Origin of the sequence: Rhizobium aethiopicum, from assembly GCF_014197535.1 — a bacterium.
Lineage (GTDB): Bacteria > Pseudomonadota > Alphaproteobacteria > Rhizobiales > Rhizobiaceae > Rhizobium > Rhizobium aethiopicum_A.
On the sequence record NZ_JACIFV010000017.1, the window covers coordinates 79,198 to 98,734 of the forward strand.

Consider the following 19,537-nt stretch of genomic DNA (forward strand, 5'->3'; position numbering starts at 1 on the left):
CGAGGAGACATAAGTGGCGTCCGATCTCGATCTCGACGAATCCGATCATGACCAGATGGTCAGCGGCCGTTCGCTCTGGGGGAGGAATGCCATACGTCCGCAATGGCGGCCGATGGCGCGGAGCTTTTCGACCGATGTCGCGGTGATCGGCGGCGGCATCACCGGCGCGCTGATCGCAGATCATCTGACGGCGCGCGGCTTTTCCGTTGTTATCATTGACCGGGAGGAGCCGGGCTTCGGCAGCACCGCGGCCAGCACCGCGATGCTGCAATGGGAAATCGACAGCACGCTCACGCAACTCGAGGCCTATTACGGCTTCGAACGAGCGGCCGGAATCTATCGCCGTAGCGCCGCTGCCGTCGCCGGTCTTTCGAAGCTGATCGCAGCAAACGGAATCGCCTGCGGCTTCCGGCCGCGCAACACGCTTTATCTCGCCTGCAACCTGGAAGGCGCCCGCGACCTCAGTCAAGAGCGCCAGCTTCGCCGGCGGGCGGGGCTGCCCGGCGTCTATCTCGAACATCCCGATCTCTTCACGCAATTCGAGATCGATCGGGATGGGGCGATCTATTCGCCGGGTTCGGCGGAAGCCGATCCGCTGCTGCTCACCTGGGCGCTGATCGCGATGGCCGTCCGGCGCGGGGCGCAACTCGTCAGCGCTTCCGTGACCGCGCTGCACAGCGAAGGCGATCGCGTCACGGCGGAGACGGAGGGCGCCTATGTCATCGAGGCGCGGCATGTCGTGCTGGCGACCGGCTATTCGATGCCGGGCTTCGATATGCCGAAGCTGCACCGCACAAGTTCGAGCTGGGCCTTCGCCACCGTGCCACAGGATCCCGCCACTTTCTGGCGCGACAGGGCTTTGCTCTGGGAGGACAGCCATCCCTACCTCTACATGCGCACGACTGCGGACAATCGCATCGTCGCCGGCGGCGAGGACGACGGTACCACCAATGCCGCGGCGCGGGATCGAAAGCTGCCGGCCAAGATCGGCGCTGTCCGGGAGAAGATGAAGCGGTTATGGCCGAGAGCGGATACCCGCATCGCCCATGCCTGGGGCGGAACCTTCGGCGAAACGGCCGATGGCCTGCCGCTGATCGGCCCGACGCCCGGGATGCCGCATGTCTTCGCCGCCCACGGCTATGGCGGCAACGGCATCACCTTCTCCTATCTCGCCGCCCAGATGATCGGGGCGATGATTGCCGGGATCTACCGCGACTGGTTCGAGGACTTTGCGCTCGATCGGGAAGGACCAGGGATACGGCGGTTTGGAGACGATAGGTTGGGAGCTGGGGATGCGTTGCGGTAGAGGCTTCGCTTTGGCTATTGTGCCGTGCCACACGGCACAGCTTCAGCCGCAGCCCTACTCGGTCGTCTTGTCGTCGCCCACATCCTCGACATCCTTCAGACGAACGAACGCCGTGCCCTTCATCTTGAGATCGACCAGTGCCTTCGCCACTCCCTCGCCCGCCGCATGGGTGGGCTGGTTGATGTGGGAGATGACGACATCGCCGTCCTTGGCCGAGGCGATGCGTTTTTCGGTGATCGCTGCACCGAGCAGTGAGCCGCCGTCGCCGTTTACCGAGTAGCCGGCGATGCGATAGCCCATGGTGCGGATCTCGCCGATCGCGGAAAGATCGTATTTGGCCGTGGAGCCGCGGAACCAGTGCGGCGCGGGAATGCCGGCTGCGACCATGGCGGCGGCGCCGCCTTCGACCTCCTGCTTTACCGCCTGCGGCGAGCCGGCCGAGGCAATGCCATAGACGAGCGTCGGCGTATCGACGGCCGGAATATGGTTCTCGCCGTGGTTTTCGAGCTCGAAGAGATCCGGATTCTGCAGGAAGACGGCAAGGGCTTGCGGGTTGCGCTTCAGCCAGCGGGCGGTGATGAAGATCGTTGCCGGAATGCGCTCGCGCACCAGAGTCGAAAGGATGCGTTCGTCCGCCTGGCCCATGCAGGCGTCGAAGGTCAGCGCGATGCGGGCATGGCCCGCTATGTTGGAACGGGCGATATGCAGATGCGGTTCGACGAGCTTGATCGCCGGCGCCTTCGAGAGCGGCGCAGCCGGCGGCGCCAACGACAACTCGTCCGCCGATGCGGCTGAGATCGCGGCCAGAAGGAACGCCGAAGCGACGAGGATGCGGTTCATATCAGGGCTTCTGAGGTTCGGTCCGGCGATTCTAGCGGGTACTTTTGCATGGCGCCATGTGGCCGGATGTCACCGCAGCCGCCCGGACACATGCAACAGCATCAATCGTAGAGATAATATTTGTCCCACTTCTCGCGCGGCACCTTCTCGCCGATCTGATAGTCGAGTTCGCGCACGTTGATATGTTGTGGGCCGGTGATGCAATTGTAGGAGAGATGATACCAGTCGCCCTTGCTGCGGAAGACCGCGCCCGGCGCCTGCAGCGAATTGTCGCCGGCGATCGGATCCTTGAACGTATAGGCGATGACCTTGTCGGGCTTGAAGCCGGTACTGTCCTTATTGATGCGACTCATCGCTTCCGTGTCGCAGCTCTGTTCCAGGCGGGTCGAAGGATCGAGTTTTTCCAGCTGCTTCTTGATGGCCGGGTCGACGGCAAAAGCGGGGGCAGCCAAGCCGGCCAGGGATACAAACAGGAGCAGACGTTTCGGCATTGCGAAGGAAATCCCTTACTGTTGTACAGTCTTCATCCTGCCACCGGCGGCTTGCCGGGGGCTGGGCACGTGCAAAATTCGCTCTGTGATAGCGGACCTCCTTAAATATTGTGGTGACATCAAGGCAGGGCGGGCGGTGCCGTCTCCTCGACTGTGGACGGTCGCCTGCACCCTTGGCGCTTGATCCGGCGGCGGCGCGCCTCTATCTCTTGCCAACCCGACATTCCACCGGAGCCAATTCCTTGTCCGTTTTCAAGAGCCTGCCGACACCGCCCGCCGCACCGAAAAAGCCCCTCTCCGATACGCGCCACGGCATTACCCGCACGGACGACTATGCCTGGCTGCGCGCCGACAACTGGCAGGCGATGTTCAAGGATCCGTCGATCCTCGACCCCGAGATCCGCCGGCATCTCGAAGCCGAAAACGCCTATATGAACGCGGCGATGGAAGACACCAAGCCGCTGCAGAAGGCGCTGTTTTCGGAGATGCGCGGCCGCATCAAGGAAGACGACAGCTCGGTACCGATGAAAGATGGCGCCTATGCCTACGGCACTTTCTTTGTGACCGGAGGCGAACAGCCGCGCTATTTCCGCATTCCCCGGGACGGCGACGTCGCCGACGAGGCGATCCGCACCGTGCTGCTCGACGGCGACAAGGAGGCATCAGGCAAAGCGTATTTCCGCCTCGCCGGCCTCGACCATTCGAGCGACCACAGCCGCGGCATCTGGGGCTATGACGACAAGGGATCGGAGTTCTTCACGCTGCAGGTGCGCGATCTCGCGACCGGTGAAGATCTTGCGGACCGGATCCAGAATACCGGCGGCGGCGGCGTCTGGGCGCCAGACGGCAAGAGCTTCTTCTATTCGGCGCTCGACGAAAACCACCGGCCCTCCAAGGTGTTCCACCACATCCTCGGCCGGCCGCAGTCGGAAGACCGGCTGGTCTATGAGGAAGCGGATGCCGGCTTCTTCATGGGCGTCGGCGGCTCGCTGCTCGACGACTTCATCTATATCGACATTCACGACCACGAGACCAGCGAATACCGGCTGCTGTCGACCAAGGATCTGACGGCCGAGCCGAAGCTGGTGGCGGCGCGCGAGGAAGGCATCGAATATTCGCTGACCGAGGGCGGCGACGTCTTCTACATCCTGACCAATGACGCCGGCGCCAAGGATTTCAAGATTATGGAAGCGCCGGTCAACAATCCGGTCAAAGAGAACTGGCGCGAAGTCGTCGCCCACAAGCCCGGCACGTTGATCATCAGCCATATGGCCTATGCCCGTCATCTTCTGTGGCTGGAGCGTAAGGATGGACTGCCGCGGATCATGATCCGCGATCGGGCGACCGGCGAGGAACATGCGATCGCCTTTGCCGAGGAGGCCTATTCACTCGGGCTTTCGGGCGCGGCGGAATACGACACCGACGTCATCCGCTTCTCCTATTCCTCGATGACGACGCCGTCGCAGCTCTACGACTACAATATGGTGACGCGCGAGCGCACATTGCTGAAGACGCAGGAGGTTCCCTCCGGCCACAATCCCGACGACTACGTCACCCGCCGCGTCTTCGCCCCGGCATGGGACGGCGAGACGGTGCCGGTCACGCTGCTCTATCGTAGGGATACACCGCTCGACGGCAGCGCGCCCTGCCTGCTTTACGGCTACGGCGCCTACGGCATCACCATTCCGGCCGGCTTCAACACCAATTGCCTGTCGCTTGCCGACCGCGGCTTCGTCTATGCCATCGCCCATATCCGCGGCGGCAAGGACAAGGGCTTTGCCTGGTACGAAGACGGAAAGATGGGCAAGAAGACGAATAGCTTCAAGGACTTCGTCGCCGCGGCGGACTATCTGAATCAACAGAAGTTCACCTCTTACGCGAAGATCATCGCCGAAGGCGGATCGGCCGGCGGCATGCTGATGGGCGCCGTCGCCAACATGGCGCCGGAGAAGTTCGCCGGCATCATCGCCGCCGTCCCCTTCGTCGACGTGCTCAACACGATGCTTGATGACACGCTGCCGCTGACCCCACCGGAATGGCCGGAATGGGGCAATCCGATCGACAGCCGCGAAGAATACGAGCAGATCGCAGCCTATTCGCCCTATGACAATGTCGAGGCAAAGGCCTACCCGCCGATCCTGGCGCTCGGCGGCCTGACCGATCCGCGCGTCACCTATTGGGAGCCGGCCAAGTGGGTGGCGAAACTGCGCGACAAGACAACCGGCGAGGCGCCGATCCTGCTCAAGACCAACATGGACGCCGGCCATGGCGGGGCGTCGGGACGGTTCCAGCGGCTGGAAGAGATTGCGTTCGAGTATGCATTTGCGATCAAGGTGGCTGGGAAGATGTGAGGTGGCGGCGACGGCACAAGATCGAGCGAGAGAGAAATGCCAGTCTACATCGCCCTCCTCCGCGCGATAAACGTCGGCGGCACCGGCTCGCTGCCGATGGCTGAACTCAAGGTGATCTGCGAAGGCCTCGGCTTTACCGACGTGAAAACCTACTTCCAGAGCGGCAATGTGCTTTTCCGCTCTGACGAGACTGAGAAGGCGGTCGCGGAAAAACTCGACGCCGCGCTCGGACAAAAGATGGGCAAGCGGCCGGGCGTGATGGTGCGCAGCCGGAAAGAGCTCGAGGCGATTGCCGCCAACGCGCCCTTTGTCGATGCCAAGCCGAATTTCCTGCTCGTCACCTTCCTGCCCGAAAAGGCGTCCGGCGATGCGCTCGATAAAATGGTGGCGCCCGATGGCGAGGAGGCGAAGCTCGCCGGCCGGGAGATCTACGTGTACTACCCCAACGGGTCCGGCCGCTCGAAGCTGAAGCTGCCTGCGCTTAAATCAGGCACCTCGCGCAATCTCAATACCGTGCGCAAGCTTGCGGAAATGGCCGCTGACATGGAGAACAAGATCTGAGAACAAGGATTAAGAACGGCTGCGTCGCGCGGAATTTGATTCAGGCGAAGCGCCTCAAGTGCTTGTTTTCATGGCGCCGCTTTTCTCAAGAAGCATCTTTGGCCCGCTTGGCCTTGTAGCCGCTAATCTCCTCGCCCGCCGTCGCCGAGAAGCGCAGATTCCAGACGGTCGCGGTGATCGAGATGAGGGTGACGACAATGAAGGCAGTAGAGAAATCGTCCAGCGACGGCGTTTCGACATTGTTGAAGGCCATGGAACCGTGCAGCGCCAAGGCCCCGATGCAGATACCGAGCGACAGCATCAGCTGCTGGATCGTGGTGTAGAAGCTGGTGGCCGAGCTCATCCGCTCCTTGTCGATCTCGTCATAGGCGATGGTGTTGTAGGCGGTGAACTGGAACGACAGGAAGAAGGCGCTGAGCACCAGGACGACGAAGATCAGCGGCGTCGGCCAGTCCGGCCGAAAGGCGGCGCAGAGGGCATAACCGGCCGTGCCGAGGATGCCGTTGAGGACCAAGCTTCGGCGGAAACCGAGCCGGCTGAAGACGAACCGCGCCATCGGCTTCATGGCGAGCGCGCCGAGCGCGGTTGATATGACGATCTGGCCGGCCGCGGCGGCGGAGAGGCCGAAGCCGATCTGGAAGAGCAGCGGCAGCAGGAAAGGCTGGGCACCCTGGGTGATGCGCGTCAGCGAACCGGCGATGACCGAGGTGCCGAAACTCGGCACCTTCATCAGCGAAAAATCCATGATCGGCGACGGATGCCTGCGGGCATGCCTCAAATAGCCGATGCCGAAAATGAGGCCGAGGGCGATCAGGAAAATCGAGAAAGCGCCCTCGCCCTCATGGCTCGACATTTCGAAGCCGAAGAGCAGCGAGCCGAGCGAGATGCCAGAGAGGACGAAGCCGACCATATCGAAGGGGCCGGCCGCCTTGCCTTTGACCTCGTCGATATAGATCGAGACGAAGATCACGCCGATAATGCCGATCGGCACGTTGATGTAGAAGATCCAGCGCCAGTCGAGATAGGTGACGATGAAGCCGCCGAGCGGTGGGCCGACGATCGGGCCGATCAGCGCCGGCACCAGCAGCCAGGACATGGCGCTGACCATATCCTTGCGGGCGACGCTGCGCATCAGCACCAGCCGGCCGACCGGCATCATCATTGCGCCGCCCATGCCCTGCAGCAGCCGGGCCAGCACCAGGAAGGGCAGCGTCGGCGCGAGCGCGCAGAGGATAGAGCCGATGACGAAGACTGCTATGGCGGCACGGAAAACGGTGCGCGAGCCGAAACTGTCCGCCATCCGGCCGCTGGCCGGAATGAAGATCGCCAGGCTGAGGAGATAGGAGGTCAGTGAGATCGACATCGCCGGCGCGCTGACGGCGAAATCGCGCGCCATGGTCGGCAGCGCGGTCGCCAGCACGGTCGCATCGATATTTTCCATCAGCATCGCACTCGCGACGATCATCGCGATCACGCGGAAATTGGGCGCGGCGCGCCGCACCATCGGCGCCTGGTAAATCTGATCCGACATCGTGCGGAATCACTCACGGTGGCGCGGCGGAGCAGAGAAAGCAGCAAGGCCGCGGGGATGACATGGCGCAGGGCCAAGGGGAGACGATCTGCTATACGCCCGAGATCATGGCGAGGCTATGTCCTTTATGGCAAAGCAGCTTTGACGAGAGGTAAAAGCGGATCACGATTCCTTGCATCGGCGCGATCTGCGTGACAGCCGATCGATCCAGCGCGCAAGGCCGGCTTGCGCCCGCGTCACCCCGGCCCTACCTATGAACAATGACCTCGACCCCGCAGAAAATCCGGTCCGGTGCGGCCTTTCCGTTCGACAACAGCTATGTCGGCTTGCCCGAGCGCTTCTTTGCGCCGCAAACGCCGACGCCGGTGAGCGAGCCTTGGCTGATCAAGTTGAACGAACCGCTGGCCGCCGAGCTCGGGCTTGACGTCGAGGCGCTGCGACGCGATGGCGCGGCGATCTTTTCCGGCAATCTCGTTCCCGAAGGGGCCGAGCCGCTGGCGATGGCCTATGCGGGGCATCAGTTCGGCGGCTTCTCGCCGCAGCTCGGCGATGGGCGGGCGATCCTGCTCGGCGAGGTGGTCGACCGCAGCGGCAAGCGCTTCGACATCCAGCTGAAGGGCGCGGGGCCGACGCCTTTTTCACGCCGCGGTGACGGGCGGGCGGCGATCGGGCCGGTACTCAGAGAATATATCATAAGCGAGGCGATGTTCGCGCTCGGCATTCCCGCCACACGGGCGCTGGCGGCGGTGACGACGGGCGAACCGGTCTATCGCGAAGAGGTACTGCCGGGCGCGGTCTTCACCCGGGTCGCGGCAAGCCATATCAGGGTCGGCACCTTCCAGTATTTCGCGGCACGGGGCGACACCGACGGTGTTCGGGCGCTCGCCGATTACGTGATCGACCGGCACTATCCCGCGCTGAAAGAGACCGAGGCACCCTATCTCCGCCTGTTCGAGGCAGTTTCGGAGCGCCAGGCTGCGCTGATTGCCCGTTGGCTGCATGTTGGCTTCATCCATGGCGTGATGAACACCGACAATATGACGATCTCCGGCGAGACGATCGATTTCGGTCCCTGCGCCTTCATGGATGCCTATAATGCGGCAACCGTCTTCTCGTCAATCGACCAGCACGGCCGTTATGCCTATGCCAACCAGCCGGCCATCGGCCAGTGGAATCTTGCCCGGCTCGGCGAGACGCTGCTGCCGTTGATCGACGCCGAGCCGGACAAGGCGGTCGACAAGGCGAATGTGGTGATCCGGGCCTATGGCGAACGGTTCCAGGCGCATTGGCTGACCGGCATGCGGGCAAAGATCGGCCTTGCCGGGCAAGAGGATGGCGATCTCGACCTCGTCCAGGCGCTGCTGTCGCTAATGCAGGTGCAGGGCGCCGATTTCACCCTGACCTTCCGGCGGCTCTCCGACCTTTCCGGTGATGACGGCGCAGAGCCTGCCTTTGCCGAGAGCTTCCGGGAGCCGGAGGCCTGTCGCCCTTGGCTCATGCAGTGGCGCGAGAGATTGTCGCGCGATCCGCAGACAGCGGCCGAACGCGCCAGCGCCATGCGCCGCGTCAACCCAGCCTTCATTCCCCGCAATCACCGGGTCGAACAGGCGATCAAGGCTGCGGTCGAGCACGGCGATTTCTCGCTGTTCGAGGCGCTGCTCACCGTGCTGTCGAAGCCCTACGAAGACCAGCCGGATTTCGCCGCATATATGGAGCCGCCGAAGCCGGAGGAACGGGTGCTGCAGACTTTCTGCGGGACGTAAGCGGCTTAACACAACCGTACCGTGACGTCCGGCTGCGGCAAGTGCGGCCGTTGAAAGGCATCCCCCTCGCTCTATCTGCCTGACCGGCGGCCTTTCCGCCGATCCCCCACCCCGGCTAGCCCAAGCGGGAGACAGCCTTATGGCGCTCGTCATCACCTCCATTCTCTTCATCATCATCGGGGTTGCGCTCGGCGGTGGCGGGCTCTGGCTCGTGACGCTCGGCGGCAGCATCTTCTATCTGTTTGCCGGCCTGATGTTCCTCATCACCGCAGTACTGCTTCTGATGCGCAAGGCGGTGGCGCTCTGGGTCTATGCGGTGCTCGTCGTCGCCGCACTCGCCTGGGCGATCTGGGAGGTGGGCTTCGACTGGTGGCAGCTGGGCCCGCGCGGCGGCGTCATCATCCTGCTCGGCCTCTGGCTGCTGACGCCCTGGATCCGCCGGCCGCTCGGCTTTCGCAGCCCGACCGGCATTGTCTACGGCGCCAATCCCTGGCCGCTCGCCGTGCCCGTCATTCTCGCCATCATCGTTGCCGTCTATTCGATGACGACGGATCCGCACGATCTGGCCGGCGATCTGCCGAAGGATGCGGTCGCCGCCAATCCCGCCTTCGGTGGCAGCGTGCCGGACGGCGAATGGCACCAGTATGGCCGCACGCCCTTCGGCCAGCGCTACTCGCCGCTCGACCAGATCAATGCCGAGAATGTCTCCAGCCTGAAGGAAGCGTGGCGATATCAGACCGGCGACGTCAAGCGGCCGGAGGATATCAGCGAAACGACCTATCAGGTGACACCGCTCAAGGTGAAGGACACGCTTTATCTCTGCACGCCGCATAACTGGGCGATCGCACTCGACGCCAAGACCGGCAAGGAGAAATGGAAATACGACGCCAATTCGGGCATGAATCCCAACCGGCAGCACCAGACCTGCCGCGGCGTCACCTATTATGCCGATCCTGATGTCGCCGCCGGCCAGCCCTGCGCCGAACGCGTCTACCTGCCGACCTCGGATGCCCGGCTGATCGCCCTCGATGCGGCCGACGGGAAGGTCTGCACCAGCTTTGCCGATCAGGGCGTGCTGCATCTGGAAACCGGCATGCGCTTCAATCCGGCCGGCTATTATTATTCTACCTCGCCGCCGGTCGCGGTGGCGGGCAAGATCATTGTCGGCGGGGCGGTGAACGACAATTATTCCACCGAGGAGCAATCCGGCGTCATCCGGGCCTTCGACATCAAGACCGGCGCGCTGATCTGGAACTGGGACTCCGGCAATCCGGACGTGACGACGCCGATCGCCGACGGCCAGACCTATACGACCAATTCACCAAACAGCTGGTCGGTCTTCAGCGTCGACGAGGCGCTCGGCATGGTCTACATCCCGCTCGGCAACCAGGTGCCCGATCAGCTCGGCATCGGCCGTAGCGACAATGTCGAGAAATTCTCTTCTTCGATCGTCGCGCTCGACATCGGCAGCGGCCAGTTGCGCTGGGTGCGCCAGACGGTACATCACGACCTCTGGGACATGGACGTGCCGGCGCAGCCGGCGCTCATCGACCTGACCAAGCCTGACGGCAGCGTGGTTCCCGCCCTCGTCGGCCCCACCAAGCAGGGCGATCTCTATGTGCTCGACCGGCGCAGCGGCGAGCCGATCATCCCGGTCAAGGAGATTCCGGCGCCCGGCGGCGCGGTCACCGGCGATCGTACGTCGCCGACGCAGCCGATCTCCGATCTCACCTTCTCGCCCGAGCCGCTCAAGGAAAAAGACATGTGGGGCGTGTCGCTGTTCGACCAGCTCCTCTGCCGCATCGACTTTCACCGCTACCGCTACGAGGGTCGGTACACGCCGCCGTCGCTGAAAGGGACGATCGTCTATCCCGGCAATTTCGGCACTTTCAACTGGGGCTCGGTCGCGGTCGATCCGGAGCGGCAGATCATGTTCGGCATGCCGACCTATCTCGCCTTCACCTCCCGCCTGGTGCCGGCCGCCGACATTCCGCCGCGAGGCCAGGACGAGAAAGGCAGCGAACAGGGGCTCAACCGCAATGACGGTGCCCCTTACGGCGTCTTCATGGGCCCCTTCCTCGGGCCGATGCAGATCCCCTGCCAGGCGCCGCCATGGGGCTATGTCGCCGGCGTCGACCTGCGCACCGGCAAGATCGCCTATATGCACAAGAACGGCACCGTCCACGACATGACGCCGCTGCCGCTGCCCTTCAAGGTCGGCGTGCCCGGCATCGGCGGCCCGATGCTGACCAAGGGCGGCGTCGCCTTCCTCGGTGCTGCGGTCGACAATTATCTGCGCGCCTATGATGTAACCAACGGGCGGGAACTCTGGCGGGCGCGGCTTCCGGCCGGCGGCCAGGCAACGCCGATGACTTATACGACCGACGACAACAAACAATATGTCGTCATGGTCGCCGGCGGCCACGGCTCGGTCGGCACCAAGCCCGGCGACTATGTGATTGCGTATACGTTGCCTTGATGGGGAAGCTGCCGCTCCTGAGAGAAAAACCCCTCCCCGACCCCTCCCCACAAGGGGGAGGGACTAACCTGCGGCTGCGTCTTGCCCCAGCAACGCTTGAGCATGCCGGACCGTTAGAGGCGGAGGGCGACAAGCGCCGCACGGCTGCCCCTCCCCGGAGGGGTTGGGGAGGGTTTTCCGCGCGAGCTGGACAGCTGTCGCTTTCCTGCGTCACACCATCTCGGTGATCATCTTGCCGACTTCCGCAAAGATCGGGTTGAGCTCCTTCGCCGGCGCGGTCGCCTCGGCGATATAGACGGCCGCGACGATCGGGCCGCGGTCGGGCGGCCAGATAACGGCGATGTCGCCCAGGGAGCCGTTTTGGCCGGTGCCGGTCTTGTCGCCGACCTTCCAATCGGCAGGCAGGCCGGCCCGCAGCCGCTCCTTGCCCGTGGTGCTCGCCACCAGCCAGGCGATCAGCCTCTCCGAGGAGGGTCCGGCAAGCACCGAGCCGAGCGTCAGGTTGCCGAGCGTGTCGAGCATCGCATCCGGTGCCGTCGTGTCGCGCGGATCGTCTTTCCGGCCCTCGTTCAGTGTCGGTTCGGTGCGGTCGAGACGGGTCGTGCCGTCGCCGATCGAGCGCAACCAGTCGGTCAGCGCCGGCGGGCCGCCGAAACTTTCGAGCAGCAGATTGCCGGCCGTGTTGTCGCTGACCGTCACCGCCGCCTCGCAGAGTTCGGCGATCGTCATGCCGTCGGCACCGGCGTGTTTTTCGCTGAGCGGGGAATAGTCGACGAGCTTGTCCCTGCCGTAGGTCACCCGCCGCTCGAGGCTCTCCTGCCCCTTGTCGACGCGGGCAAGGACGAAGCCTGCCGCCAGCGCCTTGAAGGTGCTGCACATCGGAAAGGCCTCGCTGCCGCGATAGCCGAAGGAAATGCTCGTCTGGGTGTCGAGCACCGAGACGCCGAGACGGCCGCCGGTGCGCTTTTCCACCGCGGCCAGACGATGCTCGATATTGTCGTCGCCCTCCCCGGCAGTTTCCTGCGCATTGGCGGCAAGCGCCGGCGTGGACAGGCTCAAAGCAGGCAGGCAGAGTGCCGAGCCGATCAGCGTGCGGCGAGTAAGGCTGAGATCCATGAATTCCTCCGACGATTCGGAGAATAGAGCTAAGGCCCGATTGCGGCGGCATCTCGTCCCCGCTGCAACTTGTTGTCAGCTGCTGCAACCCTGTTGTCAGCCGCTGCAACCTTGTTGGGCGGCGCCGATTTCGTGCTCCGCCGCAGCCGATCAGGCGGCGCGCGTGACCTCGACCGTCACATGCGCCAATTCCTGGAGCGCCGAAAGCCTGCCCTTGTAGAAGGCCGGCTCGCGCGGTTGCGAGCTGATGACGGCGACGATTGCCGCATGATGGCCAGGGCCGACCTGCCAGATATGGAGGTCGGTGATCCGATCCTCCTCGGTCTCGATCGCCTGGCGGATTTCGCCCGGCAGAGTCTCGCCTTCGGGCATGACGTCGAGAAGAACGCCGCCGGAGGATTTCAGCAGGCTCCAGGACCAGTTGGCGATCACCAGGCCGCCGACGATGCCCATGATGGGATCGAGCCAGAGCCAGCCATAGAGGCTGCCGAGGGTGAGCGCCGCGATGGCGAGCACGGAAGTGAGCGCATCGGCCATCACATGCAGATAGGCGGCGCGGATATTGTTGTCGCCGGCCTCGCCGTGGTGGGCATGGTCGCCGTGGCTGCTGTGGCCGTTATCGTGCGCATGCTGGCCATGGGCGTCATGACCATGATGGGTAAGGGCGTGGTGCGCGTCATGGCCATGATGATGCGCGTGATGGCCGTGCGCGGCATGACCGCCGCCGGCCAGCAGCCAGGCGCTGGCGAGATTGACGGCAAGGCCGATGACGGCGACGGCGATCGCCTGGGCAAAACCGATCGGCACCGGATTGGACAGGCGCAGCAGACTCTCCCAGGCCATCAGCAGGGCGACCAGGGCAAGGACAATGGCGCTGGCGAAGCCGGCGAGGTCGCCGAGCTTGCCGGTGCCAAAGGTGAAGCGCGGATTGCGCGCCTGCCGGCGGGCAAAGAGATAAGCGAGCGCGGAAATCAAAAGCGCGCTGGCATGGGTCGACATATGCCAGCCGTCAGCGACGAGGGCCATGGAGCCGTAGACGGTGCCGGCGGCGATTTCCGCCACCATCATCACCGTGGTCAGCGCAATCACCAGCCAGATGCGCCGCTCGTTGCGCAGATGATCGGCGCCGAGGAACACATGATCGTGTTCGAGGGCTTTCACTTCGACTTTCCCGATCCCGGCATTCATTCCCAGGGTCCTTCTCTCATCAGCGGATATAGGTCCTCAGCACTTCAGATATTTCTTCGACCGCCTCGGCCCGGGCCCTGTCGTCCTCGGCATTGAGCACGTGCTCGCGCAGGTGATCATCCAAAACCTCGCCGGTCAGCCCGGTCAGCGCGCCGCGGATAGAGGCGAGCAGTTGCAAGATGTCGCCGCAGGGGCGTTCAGCCTCGAGCGCCCGCTCGACCGCCTCCAGCTGCCCCTTCAGGCGGCTGACGCGGGCAACGAGCTTCTTCTTCTGCAGGGTGGTATGGGACATCGCAGACCTTTGTTTAGTATAGGGTGGTATCCTATTGACGTTCTCAGCCGGATTCAAGGGTCTGACATGTTTCAGCGTCAGGCGCTCACGCCATTGACAAATGCCGCGTTTACGGCGATGGATGCTGCATGATCGAAAACGTGCACCAGAGCCGCTCGTATTTTTGGCTGTACCTGTAAAGGGCGGCCGGACAGATCATATTGTCAACAAGCCGCCGTCAGGCGGCTTTGTTGTATCGGCAGCGTCCTGACGGCAGATTATCAAAGGACGCGAAGACCATGACCGAAATCGAAGACAGCGAAATTTCACTGATGCGCCCATCGGTGGTGACGATCCGCGCCGCCAAACCGCGCGATCTGCCCGAGCTCAACGACATGATCGCCCTGCTTGCCGCCCATCACGGCGATGCGGCCGCCACAACGCCGGAACAATTGGAGCGCGACCTGTTCGGCCCGCTGCCGTGGATTACCGCGCTTGTGGCCGAGACCGGCGAAGGGCTGATCGGCTATGCCATTCTCGTGCCGCTCTACAGGGCGCAGGAAGGAAAACGCGGCATGGACCTGCATCATCTCTTCGTGCGCGACGGCCATCGCGGCCACGGCACCGGCCAACTGCTCGTCGACCGGGCTCGCGAGACGGCGCGCAATGCCGGCTGCGGCTACCTTTCCGTCAGCGCCGCGACCGGCAATGTGCTCGCCCACCGCTTCTACGAACAGATGGATTTCACGCCGAGGCCGGTGACCGGCATGCGTTACATGCAGTCGATCGCTTAACCGCGCCGCAGATCTAAGTCTTTGTTGTTTTGAGGAGATTTCATGCCTGACTTCAAACTCCATTGCTTCGCTCTCTCGGGGAACGCCTACAAGGCCGCCCTCTTCTTTGCCCTTGCCGGCATCGAGTGGGAGAGCATTTTCGTCGATTATCTCGGCGGCGAAACGCGAACCGAACAATGGCGCGAAACCATCAACGAACAGGGCGAGGCGCCCGTGCTCGAACATGGGGAAACGAAGATCAGCCAATCGGGAGTCATCCTCGACTATTTGTCAGAGGTGACAGGGCGGTTTGGGGCGCAGACAGCCGAAGAACGGCGCGAGATCATGCGCTGGATCCTTTTCGACAACCATAAATTCACGAGCTATTACGCGACGTTGCGGTTCATTTACGGCCTCCAGAAGAGCGGCGAGACACCGGTCGTCGAGTTTTTGAGGCTGCGGGCCAAGGCTGCCTATGCAATCGTCGACGGCCACCTGGCCGACCGGGCCTTTATGGTCGGCGACCGGCTGACAATCGCAGACCTGTCCTTGGCAGGCTACGTCTTCATGCCGGAGGAAACCGGGATCGATCACAGCGCCTATCCGGCGATCGCAGCCTGGAAAGACCGGATCAGCAACATGCCCGGCTGGCGCCATCCCTATGATCTGATGCCGGGCCCCACCTCCCTGTAAAGAGGCGTCGGTTTTGCAAAGGTGCTAACGCCCCGGCACGACCTTCAGATAGGCAGCGATCGCCTCCCGGTCGGCAGCCGGCAGGCGGGCGATGTTCCGCTGCACATCGACCATCGAACCGCCGACGGAATCGAAATCGGGCGTGAAGCCGGTTTCGAGGTAGTTGGCGATATCCGCCTCGCTCCAGCCGCCGATGCTGTTGGAGGCCGGGGTGATATCGGGGATGCGGCCCTTGCCTTCCGGATTGGGCGCGCCGGCAAGCCACTGATCTGCCTGGAAGCCGCCGAGCCCATTGCGCGGCGTGTGGCACTCGCCACAATGGCCGGGGCCTTCGACCAGATATTGCCCGCGCTTGATCTTGTCGTCGTTCTTGGCGAGCGCGGCGCGCGGCTGATCGTTGAAATAGAGGAATTTCCAGCCGCCGAGCGCAAGGCGGATGTTGTAAGGAAAGGGCAATTCATGCGGGGGCGTGACGTTGGCGCTCTTCGGCAGGGTCTTCAGGTAGGCGAAGAGATCGTTGACGTCCTTGTCGCTCATGCGGGAATAGGAGCCATAGGGAAAAGACGGGTAAAGATGCTCCCCGCCCGGGCCGACGCCGCGCTTCATCGCATTGCCGAACTGGGCAAGCGTCCAGGCGCCGATGCCGGCCTTTTCATCCGGCGAGATGTTCGGCACATGGAAGGTTCCGAAAGGGCTCTTCAGCGCCAGACCGCCCGACAGCGTCAACCTGGCATCGCCTTCGGAACCGGGTGCCGAATGACAGCTGACGCAGCCGCCCGCCCAGAAGACCATCTCACCGTTTGCCGGATCCGGCGCGCCGAGACCGGCCCAATGGCTCTCCGGCAGCGGATCGGGCGCGGTAAGGAGATAGAATGCGCCGCCGCCGAGAACGGCGACGCCGATCAGACAGAGCAGTAACCGGATGAATCTGCGGACCATGCGCCGCCTCCCCTGTTGCCGACGTGACCCGCCGTCGATCGCAAATCAGGCGATCCGCGCCGGCGGAAATTGCTCAGGCCGGCTTATCATTCCTTGATACGATAGGCCTTGTGACAGCCGCCGCAATTGGCGCCGAGCGTATTGAGCGCGGCACCGACGGCGGCGGCATCGGCCGGGAGCTGAGCGAGGGCGGTTTCCGCGTCGGTCGAGAGCTTTGCGGCCCGCGCCTTGAAGTCATCCATGTTTTCCCAGACCTTGGGGCTGACCTCGGGATCGTTCATATCGCTGCCCGGCTTGAACTGATCGGGGAAGACCTTGGCCGTTGCGGCGATCGTCGTCAGCGCCGACTTTACCGTCTCGGCATCATAGGGCTTCTCGCCCTTGGCGATGGCGGCCATGGCGCCCGCCGAACCGCCGATCTTCTTCATCAGCGCAATGCGCGAATCATGGGTACCATCGGCGGCGGTCACCGAACCGAAGGCCATGGCGGCGATCGCTGCGGCGGCAGCTACTGCTTTCCAATTCATATTTCCTCTCCGTTTTCTTGAGGCCAAGGCGGCCGCTGGCCAATCTGCACCGGGAGCATGACAAAATCCATGCGTCCAGGCAGTCACGTTTTGCCGGAGGGTCATAAAAACAATGTGATAACCGGCGCCTCAGGCGGTTTTCCAACCTTGCCAGAGGCTGAAGGCAGAGACCGCAACCAGAAGCAGTCCGGCGCAGCGGCCGACAAAGGCCGTCGCGTCGGGATTTGCCACCAGCAGATCGCGGCTGCGGCCTGCCGTCATCGCCAGCGTTCCATAAACGGCGAACTGCGTGACGACAGTCATGGCGCCCATGATCAGACCCTGCATCCAGACAGGTCCATATTCAGGCCGCAGAAACTGCGGGTAGACGGCGAACATGAAAATATAGGCCTTGGGATTGACGAGACAGGTGACGGCGCCTTGGCGGAAGGCGCGCCAGCCGGATCGCGCCGTCGCCGGTCCGACCGCCTCGACGGTGATCGAACTGCGCATCAGCGAAACGCCGATCCAGATCATATAACCGACGCCGGCAAAGAGCAGCAGGTTGAAGAGCTGCGGCAGCATGGTGACGAGGACGCCGACGCCGGCCGCGCCATAGGCCGAATGCACGGCGCCGCCCGCCATGATGCCGCCTGTTGCCGCCAACCCGCGCCTGATACCGCCAGTGAGCGAATTGGCAAGCACGAAGAGCATGTCCATGCCCGGTACGATGATGATGCCGAAGAGAAGGGTGAAGAAGAGCCAGAGGTTTTCATGGTAATTCATGTCAGTTGCCACCTTCAGTTCCGCGGGCCATCTTCAAAAGACCCCGATTGATTTCAATCCGATAGGCGGCTCTATACGCAAACCCAACTGACAGTGTATTGTCAGGAGCGTGAGGATGGAGATGCAAAAATGCGCAAGGCCTCGCGGCTTTTCGAGATCATTCAGATCCTGAGGCTCGCCAGAAAACCGATGACGGCGGCTGTCATGGCCGAGACGCTCGAGGTGACCGTGCGCTCGATCTATCGCGACATCGCCGCCCTCCAGGCAATGCGGGTGCCGATCGAAGGCGGGCGCGGCATCGGCTACATCATGCGACCTGGCTTCGACCTGCCGCCCTTGATGTTCTCGATCGAGGAGATGGAGGCGATCGTTCTGTCGCTGGCGCTGCTCGAACGCACAGCCGACGAGGAGCTGAAGCAGGCCGCCCGCCGCGTCAACCAGAAGATATCAGGCGCCGTGCCGGCGCCATTGCGTGAGGCGATGAACAACAAGGCGCTTTATGCCTGGGGCTCGATCGCGCAGCCGGCTGCCATCGACCTTGCGGTCGTGCGCCGGGCGATCCGCGACGAACGCAAGCTGCTGCTCGCCTACCGCGACGAACTCGGCCGCGCCAGCGAGCGGACAATCCAGCCGATCGCGCTGATCTATTATTCGCAGACCGCCAATATCGTCGCATGGTGCGAGTTGCGACAGGCGATCCGCAATTTCCGCAGCGACCGGGTGGAGCAGTGCGCGGCGAGCGAGGATTTCTTCAAGGGCGACGGCGACCGGCTGCGGGATTTGTGGACGAGCGGGTGGACGCAGAAGGCTGTGTCTGCGTGAAATCAGCCACATGGCCGATCATCGACGCTCACATGCGCGTCGACGTGCCCCTCATCCGCCTGCCGGCACCTTCTCCCCGTAAACGGAAGGGGATATGCCGCGGCCCCTCCGTTCCTCACCAACCTCTGGTATGGCACGTCCCCTCGCCCCGTTTACGGGGAGAGGGTTAGGGTGAGGGGCAGCTATTGCACGGATCTGATGGCAGAGTGGCACAAGCCTGAGCAGGATGAAAAGACGTGCCGGCCCCGGTCGCAGCCTGATAAACCAGCGTGCGGCTCTCCTCGCGACCGAAGCCGCGGATCTCAATGCTGTCAGCATGCACCTCGACAATGGCGAAGGCGTTCTGCTTTTCGGTGTCGACCACGCCCTTGAAGTTGACGAAGTGGCAGGCGCCGGCCTTGCCGTAATTGCCGGCATGGTCGTGGCCGTTGAGATAGGCGATGACATGGGGCTGCGAGGCGAGCAGCGCGACGACGCGCTCGCTGTCCCACATGCCGTGCTCACCCGGCGGATACACCGGATAATGGTTGATGACGATGACCTTCTCGCCGGCGGCAGCCGCATTGGCGATCTCGTTGCCGAGCCAGGCGAATTGTTCGTCGCTCAGCGCCCCGTTCCAGTGATGGGCATTCGCCGCCTCTTTGGCCTGCAGCTCCGCCAGCAGCCGTGCGGCAAGGGCGCGATGAGGATGGCCTTCGAGCGGCGCGAAGGTGCTGACCTCGTTGCCGTCGAGCACGATGAAGCGCCAGCCGTGACGGGAAAAGCTGTAATAGGGCGACGGCATGCCAAGGCGGGCGGCGACTTCGGAAAGGTGCCCGGCGGAGACGGAGAAATCGTGATTGCCGAGTAGGAAGAGCGCCTCGTGCCTCAGCTTGCCGTAGACCGGCAGGATGTCGTCGAAGCTGGCGAAGCTGCGGTCGATGACGTCGCCGAGCGTCATGACGAAGCTCAACTCCTCGCCGTTGAAGATCTCGATCGCCTCGGCGACTTTGGTGAGGCTGTTGGCGTAATAGCGGTCCATGGCCGCGTGTGGGGCGACCGCCGCATATTGCGGGTCGGCGATGATGCCGAAGCGGAACAGGGGAACAGCAGAGGACGACATGGGGCGGGCTTAAGAGCGG

At 63.4% G+C, this 19,537-nt stretch carries 17 protein-coding genes and 1 pseudogene; 8 read left to right on the plus strand and 10 right to left on the minus strand.

What is annotated here, in order from left to right; all coding sequences use genetic code 11:
- Positions 1-13: 13 nt before the first annotated feature.
- On the plus strand, positions 14-1,306 hold the full coding sequence (locus GGD53_RS21180; RefSeq protein WP_184458825.1) for an FAD-dependent oxidoreductase: 1,293 nt from the start codon (positions 14-16) through the stop codon (positions 1,304-1,306).
- Positions 1,307-1,360: 54 nt separating this feature from the next.
- Here the strand turns inward: GGD53_RS21180 and GGD53_RS21185 are convergent, their stop codons facing one another.
- Both GGD53_RS21185 and GGD53_RS21190 read right to left on the minus strand, forming a co-directional pair.
- The gene (locus GGD53_RS21185; protein ID WP_184458826.1) at positions 1,361-2,146 is read right to left on the minus strand and encodes a polysaccharide deacetylase family protein; all 786 of its coding nucleotides are present in this window, start codon (positions 2,144-2,146) and stop codon (positions 1,361-1,363) included.
- Positions 2,147-2,247: 101 nt separating this feature from the next.
- Entirely contained in the window at positions 2,248-2,637 is a 390-nt protein-coding gene (locus tag GGD53_RS21190) for a DUF930 domain-containing protein (RefSeq protein WP_184458827.1), read from the minus strand.
- Positions 2,638-2,879: 242 nt separating this feature from the next.
- Between GGD53_RS21190 and GGD53_RS21195 the strand changes: the two genes are divergently transcribed.
- Positions 2,880-4,988, plus strand: coding sequence for a S9 family peptidase (locus GGD53_RS21195; RefSeq protein ID WP_184458828.1), 2,109 nt, complete (start codon positions 2,880-2,882; stop codon positions 4,986-4,988).
- 36 nt (positions 4,989-5,024) lie between these two features.
- Positions 5,025-5,549 (plus strand): DUF1697 domain-containing protein, encoded by a 525-nt coding sequence (locus GGD53_RS21200; protein ID WP_184458829.1) that lies wholly within the window; start codon positions 5,025-5,027, stop codon positions 5,547-5,549.
- Between the two features lie 85 nt (positions 5,550-5,634).
- Here GGD53_RS21200 and GGD53_RS21205 read toward each other — a convergent pair whose 3' ends face one another.
- On the minus strand, positions 5,635-7,080 hold the full coding sequence (locus GGD53_RS21205) for an MFS transporter (protein ID WP_184458830.1): 1,446 nt from the start codon (positions 7,078-7,080) through the stop codon (positions 5,635-5,637).
- A 260-nt stretch (positions 7,081-7,340) separates the two neighbouring features.
- Between GGD53_RS21205 and GGD53_RS21210 the strand changes: the two genes are divergently transcribed.
- Both GGD53_RS21210 and GGD53_RS21215 read left to right on the plus strand, forming a co-directional pair.
- Complete coding sequence (locus GGD53_RS21210; RefSeq protein ID WP_184458831.1) at positions 7,341-8,843, plus strand: protein adenylyltransferase SelO; 1,503 nt, start codon at positions 7,341-7,343, stop codon at positions 8,841-8,843.
- A gap of 139 nt (positions 8,844-8,982) precedes the next feature.
- A complete protein-coding gene (locus tag GGD53_RS21215; RefSeq protein WP_184458832.1) occupies positions 8,983-11,322 on the plus strand; it encodes a glucose/quinate/shikimate family membrane-bound PQQ-dependent dehydrogenase in 2,340 nt (779 codons plus the stop codon).
- 210 nt (positions 11,323-11,532) lie between these two features.
- Here GGD53_RS21215 and bla read toward each other — a convergent pair whose 3' ends face one another.
- From bla to dmeR, 3 genes are all read right to left on the minus strand, one after another.
- Positions 11,533-12,438 (minus strand): class A beta-lactamase, encoded by a 906-nt coding sequence (bla, locus tag GGD53_RS21220; protein WP_184458833.1) that lies wholly within the window; start codon positions 12,436-12,438, stop codon positions 11,533-11,535.
- Positions 12,439-12,588: 150 nt separating this feature from the next.
- Positions 12,589-13,626, minus strand: a complete 1,038-nt coding sequence (dmeF, locus tag GGD53_RS21225) for a CDF family Co(II)/Ni(II) efflux transporter DmeF (protein WP_184458834.1) — start codon at positions 13,624-13,626, stop codon at positions 12,589-12,591.
- Positions 13,627-13,645: 19 nt separating this feature from the next.
- On the minus strand, positions 13,646-13,918 hold the full coding sequence (dmeR, locus tag GGD53_RS21230; protein WP_184458835.1) for a Ni(II)/Co(II)-sensing transcriptional repressor DmeR: 273 nt from the start codon (positions 13,916-13,918) through the stop codon (positions 13,646-13,648).
- Positions 13,919-14,196: 278 nt separating this feature from the next.
- On the opposite strand from dmeR, the gene GGD53_RS21235 reads away from it, so the two are divergent.
- Together GGD53_RS21235 and GGD53_RS21240 are read left to right on the plus strand one after the other, a co-directional pair.
- A complete protein-coding gene (locus tag GGD53_RS21235) occupies positions 14,197-14,691 on the plus strand; it encodes a GNAT family N-acetyltransferase (protein WP_184458836.1) in 495 nt (164 codons plus the stop codon).
- Positions 14,692-14,733: 42 nt separating this feature from the next.
- Positions 14,734-15,363: a glutathione S-transferase family protein gene (locus tag GGD53_RS21240; protein ID WP_184458837.1), complete on the plus strand. Its 630-nt coding sequence runs from the start codon at positions 14,734-14,736 to the stop codon at positions 15,361-15,363.
- A 24-nt stretch (positions 15,364-15,387) separates the two neighbouring features.
- Here the strand turns inward: GGD53_RS21240 and GGD53_RS21245 are convergent, their stop codons facing one another.
- The 3 genes from GGD53_RS21245 to GGD53_RS21255 form a co-directional block, all read right to left on the minus strand.
- Positions 15,388-16,302 carry a c-type cytochrome gene (locus GGD53_RS21245; RefSeq protein ID WP_184458838.1) on the minus strand — a complete coding sequence of 305 codons (915 nt, stop codon included), beginning with the start codon at positions 16,300-16,302 and terminating at the stop codon, positions 15,388-15,390.
- Between the two features lie 86 nt (positions 16,303-16,388).
- Positions 16,389-16,829: a c-type cytochrome gene (locus GGD53_RS21250; protein WP_184458839.1), complete on the minus strand. Its 441-nt coding sequence runs from the start codon at positions 16,827-16,829 to the stop codon at positions 16,389-16,391.
- A gap of 129 nt (positions 16,830-16,958) precedes the next feature.
- On the minus strand, positions 16,959-17,594 hold the full coding sequence (locus tag GGD53_RS21255) for a LysE family translocator (RefSeq protein ID WP_184458840.1): 636 nt from the start codon (positions 17,592-17,594) through the stop codon (positions 16,959-16,961).
- 129 nt (positions 17,595-17,723) lie between these two features.
- Here GGD53_RS21255 and GGD53_RS21260 point away from each other — a divergent pair, with 129 nt between their 5' ends.
- Positions 17,724-18,416, plus strand: a complete 693-nt coding sequence (locus GGD53_RS21260) for a helix-turn-helix transcriptional regulator (protein ID WP_184458841.1) — start codon at positions 17,724-17,726, stop codon at positions 18,414-18,416.
- A 259-nt stretch (positions 18,417-18,675) separates the two neighbouring features.
- Here GGD53_RS21260 and GGD53_RS21265 read toward each other — a convergent pair.
- Positions 18,676-19,518: pseudogene (locus GGD53_RS21265) on the minus strand (metallophosphoesterase); the annotation flags it as partial.
- Between the last annotated feature and the right edge of the window lie 19 nt (positions 19,519-19,537).